Genomic DNA, 18,187 nt, shown 5'->3' with positions numbered 1-18,187 from the left:
CGGACTCTTCAAGGGTGATCAGATTCCCCCGATAGTCCATCCTGGAGGGCAATGTGAGACCCCGTTTCCCCCGAAGATCTGCAGCGGCCGCAGCCACAGCTCTCGTCGCCGCTCTCGTGACACCCGGAGCGGCGCACGGCGCTCCTCCCTCCGCGCCGGCCGCGGTGACTTCCGAAGCCGCGGCCGCGGCGCAACGCCCGCCCACAACAATCACGTTGATCACCGGCGACAAGGTGACGGTGGCGAAGGGGCCGAAGGGCACGGCCCCCGCGGTGCAGGTCGAGCGCGCACCGGGGGCCACGGGCGCGGTGCGTGTCGCCACCGAGGGCCGGGACACCTACGTGTACCCCGACGAGGCGATGGCGTACATCGCGACGGGACGCCTGGACAAGCAACTCTTCAACGTGACGCAGCTGATGGCCCAGGGCTACGACGACGCGCATCTCGGCGCGCTCCCCCTGATCGTCACGCGCACCGAGGGCTCCGCCGCCCTCAAGCGGCGCGCCGAACTGCCGGGGGCGCGGACCACGCTCAGCCTTCCCTCCGTCCGCGGTGAGGCGGTCCGCACCGAGCGGTCGAAGGCCGCGGACTTCTGGGCGGCCCTCACCGGCAGCGCGCAGGACGGTGGTCAGCCGTCGGCGCGCCTGGCCGCCGGGGCCGACGAGGCAGACGAGTCCGGGGAGGAACCGCGCTTCTCCGCCGGCGTCGACCAGGTGTGGCTGGACGGCAAGGCGAAGGCGACACTCTCCGACACCACGGCGCAGGTCGGGGCGCCCGCCGCCTGGGCCGCGGGCGGCACCGGCGCCGGAGTGCGGGTGGCCGTCCTGGACAGCGGGGCGGACACCACCCATCCGGACCTGGTGGACCGCATCGTGGCCACCCGCAGCTTCGTCCCGGGTGACGACGTCATCGACCGCAACGGGCACGGCACCCACACGGCGTCCACCGTAGCGGGCACGGGCGCCGCGTCGGGCGGCAAGGAGCAGGGGGTCGCGCCCGGCGCCGACCTGCTGGTGGGCAAGGTCCTCGGCGACAACGGATCCGGGACGATATCCGGGATCATCGCCGGCATGGAGTGGGCGACGCGGACCGAGCACGCCAAGGTCGTCAGCATGAGCCTCGGCGTCAGCGGCTGGCACACCCAGGACGATCCGATGAGCCAGGCCGTGAACCGGCTGAGCGCCGAGACCGGCGCGCTCTTCGTCATCGCCGCGGGCAACGACGGGCCGGGGGCCTACAGCGTCGCCGCGCCGGGAACGGCCGACGCCGCGCTCACCGTGGGCGCGGTCGACGCGTCCGACCATCTCGCCGAGTTCTCCAGCGCCGGACCGCGCATGAACGACGACGCCCTCAAGCCCGACATGACCGCCCCCGGAGTGGACGTGCTGGCGGCGCGCTCGCAGTACATGGAGTGGGGCGAGGGCTTCTACCGGGTCGACAGCGGCACGTCCATGGCCACGCCCCACGTCGCGGGGGCGGCCGTGCTCCTGGCGCAGAAGCACCCGGGGTGGACGGGGCGGCAGATCAAGGACGCCCTGATGGGCACCAGCGTCCCGACCCCCGACTACAGCCCCTACCAGGCAGGAAGCGGCCGGCTGAACGTGGCGGCCGCGTACGGCCAGGACCAGGTCGTCGCGACCGGATCGGTCGACGCGGGGCTCGTTCGGTGGTCGCCCGGTACACAGCGGCAGCCGGTCAAGCGGAAGATCACCTACACCAACACCACGGCCCGTCCCATCACATTGCGGCTCTCGGTCGACCGCGGCGGCTCCCCGGCGCAGGCGTTCGCACTGTCCGGCGACCGCGTCACGGTGCCGGAGAACGGCACGGCCACCGCAGAGGTCGTGGTGAACGCCCAGGGCCTCGCGGCGGGCCAGTACGCCGCCCGGGTCACGGCGCGCCACGCGGGCGGTGAGGTGCACACGGCGGTGGGGATCTCCGTCGAGTCCGAGAAGCACGACCTCACCATCCGCCTGAAGGACCGTGACGGCCGGCCCGTGAGCGGCGAGGTCGAGATCAGGAGCGCGGACGGCGCGTCCACGTACATGTGGATCCCCGACGGGTCGCTCACCAGCCGCTGGGCTCCCGGTTCCTACATGGTCTCGTCGCTGGCGGACGTGCAGGGCCTGGGCGGCCGCCACTCCCTCGGGCTCGCGGTGCTGACGGCCCCCGAGGTCGAGCTCACCGGCGCCCGGGTCGTGGAACTCGACGCCTCCCGCGCCCGCCAGGTGAAGGTGGCCACACCCCGGCCGACCAGCGTGGTGAGCAGCAGGATCGACCTGTACCGCTCCTTCACCTCCGCCACGCCTACCCCCGGCGACGGAAACGCCCTGCGCGAGAGGATCTGGCCCTCGGCGGCCTACGACAGCCTGTGGGCGCTGCCGACCAAGGACAAGGTGAGGAAGGGCAGCTTCGCCTTCACCACCAGGATCCGCGCCGAACAGCGGCCGCTGGCGATCACCTACCGCGGACGCCTCCTCGACGACGCCCTCGTGCAGCCCGGTTCCCGGCCGCTGCGGGACGGCACCTCCCGTCTCGACGCCGTCTTCGCCGGCAACGGCACGCAGGCCGAGTACACCGGAGTGTCCGCCCGCGGCCGGGCCGTGGTGATCCGCGGCGGCGACGCCGTGACCCCCGCCGATCGGGCGGCGGCGGCGCGTGCCGCCGGTGCGGCGCTCCTCCTCGTGGTCAACGACGGCGAGGGCCGCGGGAGCGACTGGTACGGGGACCCCGACAAGGTGACGGCCGGGCAGCTCCCGGTCGCCTCGCTGACCCTGGACGAGGGGGAGGCGCTGATCAAGGAGATCGCCTCCGCGGGCCGGAAGGGCCTGCGGCTCGCGGTCGAGGCGCATCCGGCGCCGGCGTACCTGTACGACCTCCTCGACCAGCACCTCGGCGGGGTTCCCGCGGATCCCTCCGCGAGGACGGACGCCCGCAGCCTCGCCCGCGTCGACCTCGACTTCACCCCGCCCCCCGGACGGCGGGTCACCGAATCGCGGCTGGACTTCCCGTCGTACGACTACGCGCCGTACAAGGGGTTCTCGCCCAACGCCCTTCCCGCCGACGTGGTCGCGCCCGGACGGCGCACCGACTTCGTCACCGCGGGGGTCCAGTGGCAGCAGAACGCCGGGCTGGAGGGCTGGGGCGGTTCGTCGACCGACCTGGTGACCTACCGGCCGGGCAGCGTTCAGAAGGACCGCTGGTTCGGGCCGATCACCCGGCCCCGCATGATCACGTCCGATCTGCCCTACCGCGGCGAGAACGCGATGAGCGCCTACATCCAGGGCTTCGGCGACGCGGGGTCGGCGCACAGCGGCGGATCGGGCATGTACCAGGCAATCTCGTTCTACCAGGGCGACCGGGAGCTGTCCCGGATCGAGGGCTACCCCTGGTTCGGGGTCGGTGACCTGGCGCCCGAGAAGCTCCCGTACCGGCTGGTCGTCGACACCAAGGGCGACACCGCGCTCAGCCCCTACTCGACCGCCACCCGCACCGAGTGGCGCTTCACCTCCGGCGCCCCCGAGACCGTCCAGGCCGTCCCGTTGGTGCAGTTGGACTACGGCACGGACCTGGACGCCGAGGGCAGGGCGGAGCGCAGGACGGAGCTCGCCGTCACCCCGGTCGTGCTCGGCAGTCAGGCTGCCGGGGACGCGGTCTCCTCGGTCCGGGTCGAGGTGTCCTACGACGACGGGGCCACCTGGCTGCGGCAGGGACTCAAGGAGAAGAAGGGCACCTGGCAGGCGTCCCTGAACGCGCCCGGCCGCGCAGGCTACGTGTCGATCCGTGTCACCGCCGAGCAGCGCAACGGCGGCGGCGTCACCCAGACCGTCACCCGGGCCTTCGGCCTGAAGTGACACCGTGAGGGGCCGGTGCCCGGTACGACCACGTACCGGGCACCGGCCCCTTCGCGTTTCCGAAGCCAGCGATCTTGCGTAGAGCACTCAATAAATTGCGTTACCTCCGAGCGCACCGTGCGCCGACGCCGCCCCGCCCAGGGGCCACCCGAAGGATCTGCCTGGTGCTATGCCGCCGGCGCGTACGACTCGCCGCGCGCAAGCGCTCCGCAAGCAGCGCAAGCACAGACCGCCCTCAACTGCGCCCGGATTACGAGCTGTTGACAAACCCGAGACGTCCGAGAAACCTAATGACGCGCTTTCCGCAAGAAGTTGACTGCCTTACTCAATTGGCGTGCATGGCCGGCTCTCGTGTCGGGACGGCACCCTTCGGTCCCTGCTTCCCGCGCTTCCCCTGCTCCCCCTGGTTCCTCCTCGCCCGCCCGCCGCGCGCCCCGCCCCCCACGGAATAGAGGACCCCATGCGTTGGAGACCCCTCGGCCGACGGTCGCTGTCCGCCGCCGCCCTGGCCGGGCTCATGACCCTCGCGCTGTTGCCGATGTCCGCCCCCGCGACGGCAGCCCCCACGGCCTCGGACGCTGCCGCCGCCGACGTCAACCTCGCCCTCGGCCGCCCCGCCACCGCGAGCGGCTCCCACGGCGAGTACCCGGCCGGGAACACCACCGACGGCACCCAGGCCTCCTACTGGGAGGGCCCGGCCGGCTCCTTCCCCCACTGGGTGCAGGTCGACCTCGGCGCGACCCGCAGCGTCGACCGGATCGTGCTCAAGCTGCCCTCCGGATGGGAGACCCGGACCGAGACGCTCTCCCTGCAGGGCAGCACCGACGGCTCCTCGTTCGGCACGCTCGCCGCCTCGGCCGGACGGGTGTTCAACCCGGCGCAGGCCAACACCGTCACCGTGGACCTGGCCACCCCCTCCGACGCCCGGTACGTCCGCGTCAACGTCACCGGCAACACCGGCTGGGGTGCCGCTCAGTTGTCGGAGCTGGAGGTGTACGGCGAGGAGGGCGGCCCGACCGACCCTCCGCCCACCGGCACCAACCTGGCGCGCAACAAGCCGGTCGAGGCCACCTCGTCGGTGCACAACTTCGTCGCCGCCAACGCCACCGACGACTCCACCTCCACCTACTGGGAGGCGGCCGGCCACCCGGCGGACCTCACAGTCAAGCTCGGCTCGGCCGCGGACGTCACCGGCGTCGTGGTCAAGCTCAACCCCGACCCGGTGTGGGGGGCCCGCACCCAGGCCGTCCAGGTGCTGGGCCGCGCGCCGTCCGGGACCGGCTTCACCTCGCTGCGCGACCGAGCCGACTACTCCTTCAGCCCCGGCACGGGCAACGCGGTGACCATCCCGGTCAGCGGGCGCTGGGAGGACGTACGGCTGCGGTTCTTCGCCAACTCCGGCGCGCCCGGCGGTCAGGTCGCGGAGTTCCAGGTCGTCGGCACCGCCGCGCCCGCTCCCGACCTCACCGTCACGGGCCTGAGCTGGTCGCCGGCCACCCCGTCCGAGCGGGACGCGGTCACCGTGAACACCGGGGTCCGCAACGCCGGCACCGCGCGCTCCGCGGCGACGACCGTGGACGTGAGCGTGGAGGGCACGGTCGCCGGGTCCGCCTCGGTGCCCGCCCTCGACCCGGGCGAGTCCGCCACCGTCGCCGTCTCCACCGGCACCCGTGCGGCGGGCAGTTACGCGGTCTCCGCGGTCGTCGACCCGCGCAACACGGTGGCCGAGCTGGACGACAGCAACAACAGCCGCAACGCCGCGGACCGGCTGGTCGTCGGCCAGGCCCCCGGACCGGACCTCGAGGTCACCGGCATCACCACCAACCCGGCCAATCCGGCGGTGGGTTCGTCCGTCTCCTTCACCGTCGCCGTGCACAACCGCGGTACGACGGCCGCGGCGGCGGGTTCGGTGACCCGGCTCCAGGCGGGCTCCACCACGCTGAACGGCACGACCGGCCAGGTCGCGGCGGGCGCGACGGTGAACGTCGCGATCAGCGGCACCTGGACGGCGACCACCGGCGGCGCCACGCTCACGGCCACCGCGGACGCCACCGGGGTGGTCGCCGAGACCAACGAGAACAACAACGTGCTCGCCAAGCCCCTCGTCGTCGGGCGCGGCGCGGCCGTGCCGTACACCGAGTACGAGGCGGAGAACGGCCGCTACCAGGGCACCCTGCTGACGGCCGACGCCAAGCGGACCTTCGGGCACACCAACTTCGCGACGGAGTCGTCGGGCCGCAAGTCCGTCCGGCTCGACTCCGGTGGCCAGTACGTCGAGTTCACCTCCACCACCTCCACCAACTCCATCGTGGTCCGCAACTCCATCCCCGACACCGCGGGCGGCGGCGGATCGGACGCCACGATCAGCCTCTACGCCGACGGCGCCTTCGTGCAGAAGCTGCCGCTGTCCTCCAAGCACAGCTGGCTGTACGGCAGCACCGACGACCCGGAGGGGCTGACCAACCGGCCGGGCGGCGACGCACGGCGGCTGTTCGACGAGTCGCACGCGCTGCTGTCGCGCACGTACCCGCAGGGCACCACCTTCCGGCTGCAGCGTGACGCGGGCGACTCGGCCGCCTACTACGTCATCGACCTGATCGACCTGGAGCAGGTCGCTCCCGCGCTGAGCAAGCCGGCCAACTGCGCCTCGATCACCGAGTACGGGGCCGTCCCCGGCGACGGGCTCGACGACACCGACGCCATCCAGCGGGCGGTCACCGCCGACCAGAACGGCCAGATCCCCTGCGTGTGGATCCCTGCCGGGCAGTGGCGCCAGGAGCAGAAGATCCTCACCGACGACCCGCAGAACCGGGGCCAGTACAACCAGGTGGGCATCCGGGACGTCACCATCCGCGGCGCGGGCATGTGGCACTCCCAGCTCTACACCCTGACCCCGCCGCAGAACGCCGGGGGCATCAACCACCCGCACGAGGGCAACTTCGGCTTCGACATCGACCACAACACCCAGATCTCCGACATCGCCATCTTCGGCTCGGGCACCATCCGCGGCGGCGACGGCAACGCGGAGGGCGGCGTCGGCCTCAACGGGCGCTTCGGCAAGGACACGAAGATCACCAACGTCTGGATCGAGCACGCCAACGTCGGCGTCTGGGCCGGCCGGGACTACTCCAACATCCCCGAGCTGTGGGGGCCCGGCGACGGGCTGGAGTTCACGGGGGTGCGGATCCGCAACACCTACGCCGACGGCATCAACTTCGCCAACGGCACCCGCAACTCCACCGTCTTCAACTCCTCGTTCCGCAACACCGGCGACGACGCCCTCGCGGTGTGGGCCAGCAAGTACGTCAAGGACACCTCCGTCGACGTCGGCCACGACAACCACTTCCGCAACAACACGATCCAGCTGCCCTGGCGCGCCAACGGCATCGCGGTCTACGGCGGCTACGGCAACACCATCGAGAACAACATCGTCTCCGACACGATGAACTACCCGGGCATCATGCTCGCCACCGACCACGACCCGATCCCCTTCTCCGGCCAGACCCTCATCTCGGGCAACGCCCTGTACCGAGCGGGCGGCGCGTTCTGGGGCGAGGCGCAGGAGTTCGGCGCCATCACGCTCTTCGCCCAGGCCACCGACATCCCTGGGGTGACCATCAGGGACACCGAGATCCACGACTCGACCTACGACGGCATCCAGTTCAAGACGGGCGGCGGCTCCATGCCCGGTGTGAAGGTCACCAATGTCCGCATCGACAAGTCCGTGGGCGGCTCCGGCATCCTCGCGATGAGCGGCGCCCGCGGCAGCGCCACCCTCACCGACGTCACGATCACGAACTCGGCCCAGGGCGACGTACTGATCGAGCCCGGCTCCCAGTTCACCATCACCGGCTCACCGAACGGCGCGTCGACGGCGCGCAGGTCCCTCTGAGACGGGCGGGGTCTCCGGCTCACCACGAGCCGGAGACCCCGCGTGGTGTCACCTCCGCCTGCCGACCGGCGCCCGCGCCAGGAACGTGTGCACCACGCCGGTCTGCCAGCCGGGCAGCGGCAGGACCCGGACCTGCGTGAATCCCGCCCGCCGCATCCGTGCGGCGAAGACGTCGGCGGTATCGAACGCAAGGACGCTGCGCCACAGGTGCTCGTACAGGGAGCGGTCCCTGGTCAGGCGTGCGACGGGCAGCAGCAGTCCCCGGCACACCGCCGTCCACACCGCGCGATGACGCGGCCGCCCGCTGAGGGTGTACTCGTGGATCGCGATGCGCCCACCGGGGGCCATCGTGTCGCGCACCCGGGCCAGGACCAGATCGGGGTCGGCCACGTTGCGGAAGAGGTACGCGGCGAACACCGCGTCGAACGGACCGGCCGCCCCCGCTTCTGCGAGCCGCTCGGCAGGGGCGTGGAGGAACGTGACGCCGGGGTCCCACCGCTTGCCGGCCGCCACCCGGAGCATGCCCGCGGAGGAGTCGACCGCGGTGATCCGGGCACGCGGGGCAGCGGTGAGCAGGGCGGCGGTGGACGCGCCGGTACCGCACCCCAGGTCCAGCAGCCGCATCCCGCTCCCGCCGGCGGGCAGTCCCAGCCGCCGGGCGGACCGTCGCAGATGGGCGTGGTAGCCCGGATTGGCGGCGACCATCCGGTCGTAGAGCGTGGCGGCGTGATCGAACGCGGACGCGAGTTCACCACCGTGCATCACGGTCATGACGGGCTCCTCTGCTTCCGGGACAGGTGACGGGACGAACGCGCACCACGTCCGGCCGCTGTCCATCCCACCCCCGCTCCCGTCGAGGCGCACTTCGGCGGAGCACGTGCACGGACGGGTCAAGAACCGCGTGTCCGGCCCGGCCGTCATCCCTTCCGGCCGCGGAAGCGGCGATCATCGCCACAACCGCTCCGCACGCACCACCGTCCGGGAGGACCCCTTGTCCGAGGCCGGTACCGGGAGTGCCGTCGACGTCGTGATCGTCGGGGCGGGCGCCGCCGGGCTGTCACTGGCACACCGTCTGACGGCCTCGCCGGGCCCGGGGGGCCGCCCTGCGTCGCTCGTGCTCGTCGAGCCCCCGAAGGGTTCCCCCGGACGCTCCCCCGCACGCACATGGTGCTTCTGGGGGGACGAGCGCGACGAGTTCGACAGCCTGGTGACCGCCCGCTGGCACCGGCTGCGGATCACAGCCAGGGACGGCCACCGCGTCTGCTTCACGTCCCCCCGTGCCTACCAGATGATCCGTTCGGTCGACTTCCTCCACGGAGTCGGAGGTCTGCTCGCCCGCCGGCCCGGCGTACGGAGGGTGGAGGCGACCGTGGACCAGGTGCGTGACGTGCCGGGAGGCGCCGAGGTCACCGGCCACGACGCGGCGGGCCGTCCGGTCCGGCTCCACGCCCGCTGGGCCTTCGACTCGCGGCCCCCGCGCGAACTGCCGCCGGCCCGCACCACGCTCCTGCAACACTTCAGGGGCTGGTTCGTCACCGTGCGCGCCGACCGCTTCGAGCCCGGCGTCGCCGATCTGATGGACTTCCGCACCGCTCAGCCCGCCCAAGGTCTGTCCTTCGCGTACGTGCTGCCCTTCAACCGCCGCGAGGCCCTGGTCGAGTACACGGAGTTCTCCACCGCGCCACTGACGGAGTCCGCCTACGACGCGGCGCTGGAGGACTACGTCCACCGCGTGTGGCGGCCGGCCGGCCACGTGGTCACCGCGGTCGAACAGGGCATCATCCCCATGACGGACGGGCGCTTCCCCCGGTCTGCCGGAGAGAGCGTGTTCCGTATCGGTGTTGCCGGCGGTGCCACCCGGCCCTCCACCGGGTACGCCTTCGCGGCCATCCAGCGGCAGTCGGCCGCGGTCGCCGTCTCCTGGCACGCCGGCCGGACCCCGCGGCCACCGATGCCGCACGCGGCCCGCCACCGCCTCATGGACGCCGTCATGCTGCGCGCCCTGGCGACCGGCCGGGCCGGTGGGGCGGCCTTCTTCGAGGACCTGTTCAGGCGCAATCCCCCGGAGCGGGTACTGCGCTTCCTCAACGGCACGTCGACCCTGCGCGACGAGTGGGCCATCGGTCTGGGCACACCGGTGCCGGCCATGCTGCGTTCGCTCCTGGAACTCCCGCTGCTCCCGCGACGAAAGGCCACCGCATGCCCCTGAACCCCCCGTTCCGGCCGACGCGCCCGGGCCGCGACCGCAAGGCCGTCCTGTGGCCGGCGCGGGACGGCGCCGACCGGGTGCCGGCTCCCGCACCACACGCGGCCGTCGTGGGTGGAGGCATCGCCGGGATCGCGGCGGCCGTCGCGCTCGCCGAGCGCGGCGTGCGCGTCGACCTGCTGGAACGTGAGGACGTCCTCGGCGGCAGGGCTGCCGGATGGCGGACCGCTCTGGCCGACGGCCGGCAGGTCACGATGAGCAGGGGCTTCCACGCCTTCTTCCGCCAGTACTACAACCTCCGCGCGTTGCTCCGCCGGGCCGACCCGCGCCTCGACCGACTGCGGCCGCTCGCCGACTACCCGCTGCAGCGCGCCACCGGCGCGCGCGACAGCTTCCGCCACGTGCCGCGTACACCGCCGTGGAGCGTGCTGGGTTTCGTCGCGCTCAGCCCCGGCTTCCGCTGGTCGAGCCTGGCCCGGATGAACCCGCGGGCCGCCCTGCCGCTGCTGGACGTACGCGTCCCGGACGTGTACGAGCGGCTGGACGGGGTGAGCGCGTCCGCCTTCCTGGACGAGGTCCGTTTCCCGGAAGACGCCCGGGACCTGGCGTTCGAGGTGTTCTCCCGCAGCTTCTTCGCCGATCCGAAGGAACTGTCCGCCGCGGAACTGGTGCTGATGTTCCACATCTACTTCCTCGGGTCCTCCGAAGGACTGCTGTTCGATGTGCCCGGCGAGCCGTACCCGCAGGCGCTCTGGGACCCGCTCGCCGACCACCTGTCCGGTCTGGGGACCCGCGTCCGCACGGGCAGCACCGTCCTGGCCGTGAGCCCCGACGCGGAGGGTTTCCGCCTGGCGGTCGCCGCCACCGCCGCGTCCCGGACGCCGAAGGAGCACCGGTACGACGCGGTCGTACTCGCCCTCGACACGGCCGGCCTGCGGGCCGTGGTCGCGGCATCGCCCGGTGTGGGAACCCGCGGTTGGCGCGCGGGTGTCGAACGGCTCCAGCCGGCCCCGCCGTTCCTGGTCTCGCGCTACTGGCTGGACCGCCCCGTACGGTCCGACCGGCCGGGATTCCTGGGGACGAGCGGGTACGGCCCGGTGGACAACGTCACCATCCTCAGCCACTGGGAGGGAGAGGCGGCCGGGTGGGCGAGGACGACCGGTGGCTCGGTGGTGGAACTTCACGCCTATGCCGTCGGCCCGGCAGCCGACCGCAGCGCCGTCCAGGACGCCATGCGGCGCGAACTGTCACGGATCTACCCCGAGTGCGCCGGGGCGGCCGTGGTCGACACCCGCCACGAATGGCGGCAGGACTGCCCACTGTTCTCCGTCGGCGGCTACCGGGACCGGCCCGCGGTGCGCACCGCCCACCCCCGCCTGGTGCTCGCGGGCGACCACGTGCGCACCGCGCTCCCCGTCGCCCTGATGGAACGCGCGGCCACGACGGGAACGCAGGCGGCGAACGCCCTCCTGGCATCCTGGGGAGTGCGCGGCCACCCGCTGTGGTCGGTCCCGATGGGCGGGCGCAACACCGTCATGCGCGCCCTGTCCCGCTGGGGCTGAAGGCGTTGTGCCCCCACTGCGCACGAGACGGAACCTCAGCCGGGGAACCGGCCCTGGCTCCTCAGGGCGTAGCGGCGCTCGGCATAGGCCAGGTCGTCGCGCCAGAGGCGGGCGGCGCTGCGCCGCATGAGTGGCCGCAGCAGCGGCGCGCTCCGGCGCGCAAGGGCGAAGCCGGGGCGCGGTGAGTGGGCGACGACGGCCTCGGTCACGGCGGTCCGGGGTTCGCCGTCGCTGCCGGGGCCCAGGGGGGTCGCGTGGGTCTCGACGACGCTGGTGGCCCCCTCCCCGGAGACGATGCGCATCACCACGGTGCGCGGCCCGGGTGCGGTGAACTCGGCCCGCACCGGAACGCCGAGACGTCCGCGGACCCGGAAGGAGACGTCGACCAGGAAGCGGTCCGCGGCGGCGTCGGAGGCGTCCGTGCCGTGCGCGGCAGGAGCGTCGACGACGGTGAGGTCGGCGAAGGAGTAGGGGTGGAACCATGCCCCGTGCCACGGGTCCAGCCGGTTGGCGACCACGTCCTCGGGCTCGCACCGCCCCGCGACGGTCATGACGGCCGCCAGCGAGGCTCCTGGGGCGGGGCGCGCGGGGCCGGGCGGTGCCGGTGAGGGTTCCTCACCACCGACGGCGTCCAGCCGCACCCACACCAGGAGGCCGTCGTCGTGGGCCGGGTAGGGATCCCACCCCGGGTGTCCCGAGGGCTTGAGCGCGAGGCCGTGCCAGTGGCAGACGATCGTGCCGTCCCGCACGAAGCTGTCGCACAACGGAGCACCCAGGTGCGGGCAGGCGCCGGGAGCGGCTCGTACCTGCCCCTGCCGGTCGCGCCACAGCACCACCTCGAGGCCCGCCACGCACCTCCCGGTGATGCGGCGCCCATCGACCTCGGTGCTGGCGGCCACCACGTACCAGTTGCCGGACGGACGGGCCTGAGCACGCTTCAGCGCGGACGCGATGAGGGCGGGCCTGGCGTCACGCCAGGTGGGCGACTGGTCCTGCCACTTGCCGCCGGTGAGCAGGGCCAACGGATGGAACGGACGGCCGGAGCGGCTCATACGGTCGACTCCTCGGGCGTGTCTGATGTGGCGCCGCACGGCACCGGCCGCGGGCATGCCCGGTGGGTGACGCGGCTGGAGACGACGCCGGCGAGACCGCGGGCGGCTTCGCGGACGCGGTGGTGCCGGGGCACGGCCACGCGACGGTGGAGCACCGGGTAGTCGGCGGCCTCGATCTCGTCGAGGATGCCCCGGTAGAGCACCAGGGCCGTTCGGACGCAGGGGCGCGAGACGGGAGCGAGCATGGGAATGCCGACGGCGGCCCGCCGGTAGACACCGCGGGTGAGGGCGGCGGTCTCACGGAGGGCGCTGCGGACCCGCGGGTCGGTGGTACCGCGCCCGCGGCACCAGGTCAGCAGCGCGCGATCGGCCCCGTGGGCGGTGAGGATGTCGCCGGGGATGTAGACACGGCCACGGTCCAGGTCTTCCCCGACGTCGCGCAGGAAGTTGGTGAGCTGGAAGGCGACGCCGAGGGCCGCCGCGGCGGGGGCGGCCTCCTCCCGGGAGGTGACCGTCCCCAGCACCGGGAGGACTTGCAGGCCGATCACCGCTGCCGACCCGTGCATGTAGCCGGCCAGATCGGCGTAGGTGGGGTACCCGGTGACGGTCAGGTCCATCCGCATGGCGGCCATGAAGTCGGTGAACAGCGCGTGGTCGAGCCGGTGCCGGCGGACGGTGTCGGCGAGGGCGGTGACGACCGGATGGTCCGCCCGGCCCCTGCGCAGCCCGTCCAGCAGCACCGTCTCGAGGTCGGCGAGGTCCCGTTGCCGGGCCGCGGGCGCTCCGCCGCCGGGGCCGTTGTCGACGTCGACGATGTCGTCGGCCCACCGGGCGAAGCCGTAGAGGGCGTGGACGAAGGGGCGGCGGTCCGGGGTGAGCAGCCGGGTGGCCAGGAAGTAGGTCTTGCCGTGCCGCGCGTTCAACGCGCGGCAGCGCGTGTAGGCGTCCCGCGTCGCGGGCTCGGTGATCCCGGCGGCGTCGAGTTCACGGGCCGTCACAGGACGCTCCGTCGTGGCCCCCGCCGTGCCACCACCCGGTCCCCCGCGATGCGGGCGGCGGCGAGCTTTCCGGAGATCAGCACGGTGGGCACTCCGACACCCGGCACGGTGCCGCAGCCGGCCAGGACGACGTTCCCGGCGCCGTGGACGAGGTTGCGGGAGCGAAAGGGCCCCGTCTGGGCGAAGGTGTGCGCGGCCGAGAAGGGCGTGCCCGCCGCGTGCCCTTCCGCTGCCCAGTCGGCGGGCGACACGGTGCGCAGGGTCTCGACGGATGCCTCGAACCCCTCCAGTCCGCGCTTGTCCAGTTCCTCCATCAGGCGATCCCGGTAGGCGGGGGCCTCCTGGCTCCAGTCGACGCGGCCGGTGGCCAGATTGGGGCACGGGGCGAGGACGTAGTGCAGGTGCCGGCCCTCGGGCGCGAGCGAGGGATCGGTGGCGGTGGGGCAGGTGATGAGGAGGGAGGGGTCGCTCATGAGGCGTCCGAGACGGGTCAGTTCGTCGAAGGTGCGGGTCCAGGCGTCACCGAAGGAGAGGGTGTGGTGCGCCAGCTGCGGCCAGGTCCGGCGGGTCCCGGCGTGCAGCACGAACGCGGAAGGGGACCAGCGCAGCCGTACCGGCCGCCGGGGGACGCGGCCCAGGAGCCGGTGCACCACCGGCAGGTCGGGCGTCAGCACTACGGCGTCGCAGGGGATCCGTTCGCCCTCACCGGTGCGCACGGCCGTCACTCTGCCGCCGTGGCCGCGTTCCAGGGCGGCGACCTCGCTCCCGTAACGGAGGTCGGCCCCGGCGTCGGTGGCTTCGGCGGCGAGGCCGCGGGCGACGGCGTGCATGCCGCCCCGTGGGAAGTACACGCCGGCGACGGTGTCCATGTAGGCGATGACGGCGTACGCGGCCAGCGCCCGGGCGGGTGGCACCCCGGCGTACAGGGCCTGGAAGGAGAACACCCGCTGCAGGCGCTCGTCCTGGACGAAGCGCGCGATGCCCGGCTGGAGCCGGCCGAATCCACCGAGCGCCGCCAACCGGGCCAGGTCGGAGGTGAGAAGGGACAGGGGCGAGTCGAAGTTGACGTCGATGAAGCTGCGCATCTGCACCCGGTACAGCTCGCCCAGCCAGGACCGCAGCCGCCGGTACCCCTGCGCCTCCCGCCCGCCTGCGAACCGGGCGACCTCGGCCTCCATCACGTCCGGGTCGGTGTGGACGTCGAGGGCGGAGCCGTCGGCGAACCGCGCGCGGTAGGCGGGGTGCAGCGCCCGCAGCTCCACCCGTGAGGCGAGAGAGCCGCCGGTGGCCGCGAACGCCTCTTCGAGGAGGTCGGGCATGGTCAGAACCGTCGGGCCGGTGTCGATGCGGTAGCCCTGGAGCTCGAGCAGACCGGCGCGGCCTCCGGGTCCCGCGGCGCGTTCCAGGACGGTCACCCTGCGGCCGGCGCCCAGCAGGTGGAGGGTGGCGGCGAGCCCGGACAGCCCGGCGCCCACGACGACCACGTGGTCGGTGGGGCCTTGGATGGTCCTCATCATCGGCGGTCGTCCTCGCGTTCGGGGGCCCGGCGGACCGTGGTGGAGGTCATACGAGGGCCACCGCGCCGATACGGCGGGCCAGCCCGGCCAGAGGGCGGATGCCCCGCGGCGCGAGGAGACCGGTCGTGAGGAGAGCGGCGGCCTCGTCGGCCAGTGCGGCGATCCGGGCCTCCACCGCCCGCACCGCGCCCAGTTCCCGCAGCAGCCCGCGGAAGGCCTTCACCTCCGTCTCGTCCGCGAGGGGGTTGCCGAGCGTGGCACGGACGCGGGCCTCTGCCCCGGGGGAGCCGGACCGCCGGGCCAGTTGCACCGCCACGGCGGTGAGGTAGGTGGGCTTTCCCGAACGGACGTCGTCGCCCGACGGCTTGCCGGTCTCCGCGGGGTCCCCGTAGAGGCCCAACAGGTCGTCGCGGAGCTGGAAGGCCAGTCCGGTCCGGCGGCCGAACTCGTGCAGGACCTCGGTGGTGCGGTCGTCCGCGCCGGCGGCGACGGCGCCCACGGCCAGTGGACGGGCGACGCTGTAGAGCGCGGACTTCAGTTCGGCGGTGCGCAGCGCCGCCTGCGGGTCGTCGGAGCCTTCCGCCTGCAGGCGCAGCTCCATGTGCTGGCCCACCACCATCTCCGAGCGCATGGTCTCCCACAGCCCTTCGACCCTGCGCCTCACGGCGGTGTCCATCGGAACCGTCCTGAGCAGGTCTTCGGCCCACACCAGGGCCAGGTCCCCGGTCAGCACGGCTTGGGCGAACCCGTAGGCCACCGAGTCCCCCGACCAACCCGCGCGGCGGTGCTCATGGCTGAAGTGGGCATGCACCGCGGGGCCGCCGCGGCGGGTGTCCGAACGGTCCATCACATCGTCGTGGATCAGCGCGCAGGCCTGCAGCAGTTCCAGGGCCGCCCCCAGCCGAACCGGCACCGCGGCCTCGGCCGCCGAAGCCGGACCGCCGGCGGCGAGCCAGCCCCACCACACGCATCGTGCGCGCAGCCGGGCCCCGCCCCGCGAGACGAACTCCGTCAGGACGCCGGCGAGAGCGACGTCCGCGGCCGGCACACCTGCTCCGGTGAGGCGCCGCTCCGCCATATAGGCGGACAGCTCGGCCTCGACCGCTTCCACAACCTCGGTGTCCGCTCCCGCATCCGAGCTTCCCACGGCGGCCTCTCGGTCGGTGTCCCGGGCGGCCGTGCTCCGCGCGCGAAGACAGCTCCCACTGGTGGCCGCTTCCCGCCCCCGCGGCTTCGGCGCCTCGCGCCCGCCGGGAGGGCGTCCCCCATGGCGGCGCACGTTCACCCCGCGGGGTCGCACGGTCGCTCCCGACTCTGGCACCGGCCCGGCCACCGCGCATCCGCAGGCCGCCCGCGCGGGCGGTCGGGCCCTCGTCAGGCCCCGCAGCCGGTCCCCGCCCCACCGGGAGCGGCCGGAGATCACGTGCCGCTCGATTCGTTCGAGTCGAGGGCCCTCGGCGGCCCTGGTCGTGGATCTGCGGGATGGATGCTCGGCGGATGACGCCGCGCAGGGCCGCACGCCCGGCATCTGGCGTGCGGCCGTTGCCCCGCCGCGGTTGGAGGTGCCGCAGCGCGACGGCGGACAGCCGGTCAGCCGGCCGGCGCCGCCTTGCTGAGTTCGGGGGCCGGCGCGGTCCCCGCGTCGCCGGACGCGGCGCGGGCGGCGGGGATGGCCGCGGCAATGACCGCGGCGACCAGCGCGATGCCGCAGCCGATCACCAGGCCGGTGCGGAAGCCGCTCTCGGAGGTGAAGGTGTGGCCGCCCGCGGTCGTGGTCATCTGGGAGAGGACGACAGCGATCACGGCGGCGCCCACCGAGGTGCCGAGCGAACGCATCAGGGCGTTGAAGCCGTTGGCGGCGGCGGTCTCCGACAGCGGGACCGAGCCCATGATCAAGGCCGGCATCGAACCGTACGCGAGTCCCACGCCGCTGTTGACGACCATGACCGCCAGCATCAGGCCCCAGGCGGTGCCCGTCAGCGCCAGCGACAGTCCGTATCCGGCGGCGAGGACCACGGCGCCGCAGATCAGCGTGAACTTGGGGCCGCGGGAGTTGGTCAGCTTGCCGCCGAGGGGAGAGACGATCATCATCATGATGCCGCCCGGCAGGAGCCACAGACCCGCCGCCAGCATGGACTGGCCGAGGCCGTAGCCGGTCGCCTTCGGGAACTGCAGCAGCTGGGGGACGACCAGCATCCCGGCGTACATGCCGAAGCCCACGAAGACCGAGGCCACGTTGGTGATCAGCACCCTGGGCCGGGCCGTGGTGCGCAGGTCGACCAGCGGGTCGCGGGTGCGCAGCTCCCACCATCCCCAGGCCGCGAGTACGACGACGGCGGCACCGAACAGGCCGAGCGTGGTCGCCGACCCCCAGCCCCAGTCGGCGCCCTTGGAGACGGCCAGCAGGAGGCAGACCAGTCCGGCGCCCAGGCCGAGCGCGCCGGGCACGTCGAAGCGTTGGCCCTTGGCTCCGGCGGGAACCTCGGGGATGAAGAACCAGATCAGCACCGCGACGACCGCGGCCAGGCCCGCGGAACCCCAGAACAGCACACGCCAGTCGGCGTACTGGGCGATGGCCGCGGCGATCGGCAGGCCCAGGCCGCCGCCGATGCCCATGGAGGCGCTGACCAGGGCGATGGAGGAGCTGAGCTTCTCCGCGGGGACCACGTCGCGGAGCAGGGCGATGCCGAGCGGCACCATGCCCATGCCCATGCCCTGCAGACCGCGTCCGACGATCATCGGCACGACGGACGACGACAGGGCGCACACCACCGAGCCCGCGATGAGCGGCACCGAGCAGACCACCAGCATGCGGCGCTTGCCCACCAGGTCGCCGAGGCGTCCGAAGACGGGCACGCACACCGCCGCCACCAGAAGGGTGGCGGTGATCACCCAGGCGGCGTTCGAGGAAGAGGTGTGCAGGATCTGCGGCAGCTCCGTCAGCAGCGGGGTGACCAGCGTCTGCATGATCGCGGCGGTGATGCCGGCGAGGGCCAGCGTGGCGACCACGCCCCCGGCACGTGCTGTGGGTTGTGGGGCGTTCATGACGGCACTCCTCGCCTGGCGGTCGTACGTTCGGGATCGATGTGCATCGTACATAGGAAGT

General features: G+C 73.1%; 10 protein-coding genes. 4 read left to right on the top strand and 6 right to left on the bottom strand.

The features are described from left to right. Window positions 1-215 precede the first annotated feature (215 nt). Together OIE69_RS39950 and OIE69_RS39945 are read left to right on the top strand one after the other, a co-directional pair. Entirely contained in the window at window positions 216-3,854 is a 3,639-nt protein-coding gene (locus tag OIE69_RS39950; RefSeq protein WP_326580171.1) for a S8 family serine peptidase, read from the top strand. Between the two features lie 460 nt (window positions 3,855-4,314). Then, window positions 4,315-7,746 carry a CARDB domain-containing protein gene (locus OIE69_RS39945; RefSeq protein WP_326580170.1) on the top strand — a complete coding sequence of 1,144 codons (3,432 nt, stop codon included), beginning with the start codon at window positions 4,315-4,317 and terminating at the stop codon, window positions 7,744-7,746. A 48-nt stretch (window positions 7,747-7,794) separates the two neighbouring features. Here the strand turns inward: OIE69_RS39945 and OIE69_RS39940 are convergent, their stop codons facing one another. Next, the gene (locus OIE69_RS39940; RefSeq protein WP_326580169.1) at window positions 7,795-8,517 is read right to left on the bottom strand and encodes a class I SAM-dependent methyltransferase; all 723 of its coding nucleotides are present in this window, start codon (window positions 8,515-8,517) and stop codon (window positions 7,795-7,797) included. 220 nt (window positions 8,518-8,737) lie between these two features. Between OIE69_RS39940 and OIE69_RS39935 the strand changes: the two genes are divergently transcribed. Together OIE69_RS39935 and OIE69_RS39930 are read left to right on the top strand one after the other, a co-directional pair. Beyond that, on the top strand, window positions 8,738-9,955 hold the full coding sequence (locus OIE69_RS39935; RefSeq protein ID WP_326580167.1) for a lycopene cyclase family protein: 1,218 nt from the start codon (window positions 8,738-8,740) through the stop codon (window positions 9,953-9,955). Beyond that, window positions 9,946-11,514 carry an NAD(P)/FAD-dependent oxidoreductase gene (locus OIE69_RS39930; protein ID WP_326580165.1) on the top strand — a complete coding sequence of 523 codons (1,569 nt, stop codon included), beginning with the start codon at window positions 9,946-9,948 and terminating at the stop codon, window positions 11,512-11,514. The genes OIE69_RS39935 and OIE69_RS39930 overlap by 10 nt, the downstream gene beginning before the upstream one ends. Before the next feature lie 35 nt (window positions 11,515-11,549). Here the strand turns inward: OIE69_RS39930 and OIE69_RS39925 are convergent, their stop codons facing one another. The 5 genes from OIE69_RS39925 to OIE69_RS39905 form a co-directional block, all read right to left on the bottom strand. Further along, entirely contained in the window at window positions 11,550-12,566 is a 1,017-nt protein-coding gene (locus OIE69_RS39925; protein ID WP_326580163.1) for a DUF5914 domain-containing protein, read from the bottom strand. Further along, on the bottom strand, window positions 12,563-13,564 hold the full coding sequence (locus OIE69_RS39920) for a phytoene/squalene synthase family protein (protein WP_326580161.1): 1,002 nt from the start codon (window positions 13,562-13,564) through the stop codon (window positions 12,563-12,565). Before OIE69_RS39920 ends, OIE69_RS39925 begins: the two co-directional genes overlap by 4 nt. Beyond that, window positions 13,561-15,081, bottom strand: coding sequence for a phytoene desaturase family protein (crtI, locus tag OIE69_RS39915; RefSeq protein WP_326580159.1), 1,521 nt, complete (start codon window positions 15,079-15,081; stop codon window positions 13,561-13,563). Before crtI ends, OIE69_RS39920 begins: the two co-directional genes overlap by 4 nt. 46 nt (window positions 15,082-15,127) lie before the next feature. After that, a complete protein-coding gene (locus tag OIE69_RS39910) occupies window positions 15,128-16,228 on the bottom strand; it encodes a polyprenyl synthetase family protein (RefSeq protein ID WP_326580157.1) in 1,101 nt (366 codons plus the stop codon). Window positions 16,229-16,671: 443 nt separating this feature from the next. Next, window positions 16,672-18,126 (bottom strand): MFS transporter, encoded by a 1,455-nt coding sequence (locus OIE69_RS39905; protein WP_326580155.1) that lies wholly within the window; start codon window positions 18,124-18,126, stop codon window positions 16,672-16,674. Window positions 18,127-18,187: the final 61 nt, after the last annotated feature.

It is taken from the genome of Actinacidiphila glaucinigra, assembly GCF_035918135.1.
In the GTDB taxonomy this organism is placed as follows: Bacteria; Actinomycetota; Actinomycetes; order Streptomycetales; family Streptomycetaceae; genus Actinacidiphila; species Actinacidiphila glaucinigra.
Note: the sequence above shows the minus strand (reverse complement) of the source record. Positions and strands in the feature narration are given on the sequence as shown.